4 protein-coding genes are annotated in these 4,018 nt (G+C 73.1%); all 4 read left to right on the top strand.

Annotation, left to right across the window (positions count from 1 at the left end; genetic code table 11):
• Positions 1-67: 67 nt before the first annotated feature.
• The 4 genes from IH13_RS0133895 (at position 68) to IH13_RS0133880 (ending at position 3,918) form a co-directional block, all read left to right on the top strand.
• Positions 68-820 (top strand): LytR/AlgR family response regulator transcription factor, encoded by a 753-nt coding sequence (locus tag IH13_RS0133895; RefSeq protein ID WP_031090613.1) that lies wholly within the window; start codon positions 68-70, stop codon positions 818-820.
• Positions 821-884: 64 nt separating this feature from the next.
• Positions 885-1,247, top strand: coding sequence for a hypothetical protein (locus IH13_RS0133890; protein ID WP_031090611.1), 363 nt, complete (start codon positions 885-887; stop codon positions 1,245-1,247).
• Positions 1,244-2,734, top strand: coding sequence for a sodium/solute symporter (locus IH13_RS0133885; protein WP_031090609.1), 1,491 nt, complete (start codon positions 1,244-1,246; stop codon positions 2,732-2,734). The genes IH13_RS0133890 and IH13_RS0133885 overlap by 4 nt, the downstream gene beginning before the upstream one ends.
• A complete protein-coding gene (locus tag IH13_RS0133880; protein WP_031090606.1) occupies positions 2,731-3,918 on the top strand; it encodes a sensor histidine kinase in 1,188 nt (395 codons plus the stop codon). Before IH13_RS0133885 ends, IH13_RS0133880 begins: the two co-directional genes overlap by 4 nt.
• Positions 3,919-4,018 lie beyond the last annotated feature (100 nt).

Below are 4,018 nucleotides of genomic sequence, written 5' to 3'. Positions count from 1 at the left end.
GCCGTATGTCCCGTCTGCTGAAGTAGCTCCGCGGCCACCGCCCGGGCTGACCCTCTACACTCCCGCCATGCTGCGCGTACTGGCCGTCGACGACGAAGAACCCGCCCTGGAGGAACTCCTCTACCTGCTGCGCGCCGATCCCCGCATCCGCAGCGCCGAGGGAGCCACCGGGGCCACCGAGGCGCTGCGCCGCATCGGCGGTGCCGTCGACGCCGGACCCGAGGACCCGTCGGCCATCGACGTCGTCTTCCTGGACATCCACATGGCGGGCCTGACGGGGCTGGACGTGGCGCAGCTGCTGGCGGGGTTCGCCGCGCCCCCGCTGATCGTGTTCGTCACCGCCCACGAGGGGTTCGCCGTCCACGCCTTCGACCTCAAGGCCGTCGACTACGTCCTCAAACCGGTCCGCCGCGAACGCCTGGCCGAGGCCGTACGGCGCGTCGCCGAACAGGTCGGCGAACGCTCGGCGCCCGTCCACGACGCGGCGGCCGACCAGATCGCCGTCGAGCTCGGCGGGATCATCCGCTTCGTCCCCGTCGAGGACATCGCGTACGCCGAGGCCCAGGGCGACTACGCCCGGCTGCACACCGCCGCCGGCAGCCACCTCGTCCGCATCCCGCTGACCACCCTGGAGGAACGCTGGCGCTCCCGGGGCTTCGTACGTATCCACCGCCGTCATCTCGTCGCGCTGAACCGGATCGACGAACTCCGCCTCGACGCCGGAAGCATGAGCGTCCGCGTCGGCGACGCCGAACTGGCCGTCAGCCGCCGGCACGCCCGCGCCCTGCGCGACCTCCTGATGCGGCAGACCGGCCGCTGACCTGGGCTCCTCCCCGCCCGCGCCCCTTCCCAGCCGGGGTCCGGTCCGCCTACACTCCGGGCCCATGTCCCAAGAGAGCACGCCCCGGCGCGAAGTGGTCACGGGCGAGCCCCGACGGGTACGACCGCTGCCCAGGTACCGCGCCCAGTCCGAGATAGACGAGCAGACCGCGCTCGGCGGCGCCTACGTCCGCTCGCTGATGCGCAGTCAGCTCCGGGCCGGCCTCACGGCCTTCGCCGTGCTCGCCCTGGTCGCCGGCACCCTGCCGCTCGTCTTCGAGGCCGTCCACAGCAACGCCGTCGTCTGGGCCGTCCTCGGATTCGCCACCTACCCGCCGCTGACCCTGGCCGCCTGGTGGTACGTGCGCCGGGCCGAGCGCAACGAACGCGACTTCGCCCGGCTCGTGGAAGGCCGCCCCGCGCCGTGAGCACACCCCACCACCCGGCGTCGATGGCGGCGGTCGCCCTCGTGGTCCTCGCCACCGTCCTGGTCGGCGGCTTCGGACTGCGGATCTCCCGCACCACCTCGGACTTCTACGTCGCCTCCCGCACCGTGCGGCCCCGGCTCAACGCCGCCGCCATCAGCGGCGAGTACCTGTCCGCCGCCTCCTTCCTCGGCATCGCGGGCCTGGTCCTCGTACACGGCCCCGACATGCTGTGGTACCCGGTGGGCTACACCGCCGGATACCTCGTGCTCCTGGTGTTCGTCGCCGCCCCGCTGCGCCGCTCAGGGGCCTACACCCTGCCCGACTTCGCGGAAGGCCGCCTGGAGTCGCGGCAGGTGCGCCGGCTCGTCAGCGTGCTCGTCGTCGGCGCGGGATGGGTCTATCTCGTACCGCAGTTGCAGGGCGCGGGGCTGACGCTGACGATCCTGACCGGCGCACCGGGCTGGATCGGGGACGTGCTCGTGGCCTCGGTGGTGGTGCTCGCCGTCGCGGCCGGCGGCATGCGCTCCATCACCTTCGTCCAGGTCTTCCAGTACTGGCTGAAACTCACCGCACTCCTGGTCCCCGCGATCTTCCTGGTGCTGGCCTGGCGGGGCGACGGCGCCCCCCGCGTCAGCTTCGACGACCAGATGTCCGCCTTCCGCGCGGACCACCCGCTGTACGCGACGTACGGCCTGATCGTGGCCACCTTCCTGGGCACCATGGGCCTCCCGCACGTCGTCGTCCGCTTCTACACCAGCCCCAACGGCCGCGACGCCCGCCGCACCACGGTCGCCGTGCTCGCCCTGGTCGGCCTCTTCTACCTGCTGCCGCCCGTCTACGGGGCGCTCGGCAGGCTGTACGCCCCCGAGCTCATCCACGACGGCGACGCCGACGCCGCCGTGCTGCTGCTGCCCGCCCGGGTCATCGGCGGCCTGGGCGGCGACCTGCTGGGCGCGCTGGTCGCGGGCGGGGCGTTCGCGGCCTTCCTCTCGACCGCCTCGGGGCTCACCATGGCCGTCGCCGGAGTCATCACCCAGGACGTCCTGCCCTCACGCGGCGTGCGGCACTTCCGCCTGGCCACCCTCCTCGCCATCGCCGTGCCGCTCGTCGGTTCGCTCGTGGTCGGCCGGGTACCGGTGGCCGACGCGGTCGGCATGGCCTTCGCCGTCTCCGCCTCGTCCTTCTGCCCGCTGCTGGTCCTCGGCATCTGGTGGCGGCGGCTCACCCCGCCGGGCGCCGTCGCCGGGCTGCTGCTCGGCGGCGGCTCCGCGCTGCTGTCCGTCGCCATCACCGTCAGCGGGGCCGTGCGCCCGCCGGGCTGGCCGCACGCCCTGCTCGCCTGGCCCGCCGTCTGGTCCGTGCCCGTGGGCTTCCTGGCGATGATCCTGGTCTCCCTCGCGACCCCGGGCCGCGTCCCCCCGGGCACCAACGCCGCCATGTCCCGCTTCCACCTTCCGGAGACACTGGCCTCGAAGCGGGCGCGATGACCGGGGCCGGGGTCGCCGTCATCACGGTGCTCGCCGTGCTGCTGCTGGGCACCGGCTTCCTGCTGGGCCGCGCCGCCCGCCCCCAGCGCACCAGCGACGTGGGCACACCCGTCGAACACGCCACCTTCGAGACCCTGCACACCGCCTCCCTGGCCGCGCCCCCGCTGCGCGCCGGCCTCACCGAGGAGAGCGCCCGGCGCTCCGCCCGCAGGCTGCGCTCGCTGCTCGGCACCGACGCGCTGTGCCTCACCGACCGGGACCGGGTACTGGTCTGGGACGGCGAGGGCGACCACCACGGCCAGGAGGTGATGGACCACCTCCGCGACCTCCTCGACAGCGGCCGGGACACCGCCTTCCGCACCGACTGCGGAGACCTGGACTGCCCGCTGCGCTGGGCCGTCGCGGTGCCCCTCACCGTCGACCACCGCGTGCTGGGCACGCTCGTCGCCTGGGCACCCCGCGAGTCGGCGGTGCTCGCCCGAGCGGCGGGCGAGGTGGCCCGCTGGGTCTGCGTCCAGCTGGAGCTCGCCGAGCTCGACCGCTCCCGGACGCAGCTCATCGAGGCCGAGATCAAGGCGCTGCGGGCCCAGATCTCGCCGCACTTCATCTTCAACTCCCTCGCCGCCATCGCCTCGTTCGTCCGTACCGACCCCGAGCGGGCGCGTGAACTGCTGCTGGAGTTCGCCGACTTCACCCGCTACTCGTTCCGCAGACACGGCGACTTCACCACGCTGGCCGACGAACTGCACTCCATCGACCAGTATCTGGCGCTGGTGCGGGCGCGCTTCGGCGCACGCCTCTCCGTCACGCTCCAGGTCGCCCCGGAGGTGCTGCCCGTCGCCCTGCCCTTCCTCTGCCTCCAGCCGCTCGTCGAGAACGCCGTCAAGCACGGACTCGAGGGGGCCGTGCGCACCAGTCGCATCACGATCAGCGCCCTGGACGCGGGTGCCGAGGCCGAGGTGGTCATCGAGGACGACGGCATCGGGATGGAACCCGAGCGGCTGCGGAAGATCCTGCGCGGCGAGGGCGGGACCTCGACCGGCATCGGACTGCTGAACGTGGACGAACGCCTGCGGCAGGTGTACGGCGACGCCTACGGGCTGGTCATCGAGACGGGTGTCGGCGCGGGCATGAAGATCACGCTGCGCCTTCCCAAGTACCGTGCGGGCGTCCACGGTTCGTGAGCGAGGAGCGCGCCACGGCCACGCGCGCCGAGTCAGTACAGACGGATCGCCAGATGCCCCAGCGGCAGCCCCAGCCGCCCGGCCTGTCTCTTATACACAT

This window comes from Streptomyces sp. NRRL WC-3549 (genome assembly GCF_000721935.1).
Classification (GTDB): domain Bacteria; phylum Actinomycetota; class Actinomycetes; order Streptomycetales; family Streptomycetaceae; genus Streptomyces.
The sequence above is the reverse complement of the archived record's forward strand: the minus strand, read 5'-3'. Positions and strand labels throughout refer to the sequence as shown.

What these genes read in the sequence shown, in the direction of transcription:
- IH13_RS0133895 (WP_031090613.1), top strand. Translation starts at nt 68, where the DNA reads ATGCTGCGCGTACTGGCCGTCGACGACGAAGAACCCGCCCTGGAGGAA.
- IH13_RS0133890 (WP_031090611.1), top strand. Translation starts at nt 885, where the DNA reads ATGTCCCAAGAGAGCACGCCCCGGCGCGAAGTGGTCACGGGCGAGCCC.
- IH13_RS0133880 (WP_031090606.1), top strand. Translation starts at nt 2,731, where the DNA reads ATGACCGGGGCCGGGGTCGCCGTCATCACGGTGCTCGCCGTGCTGCTG.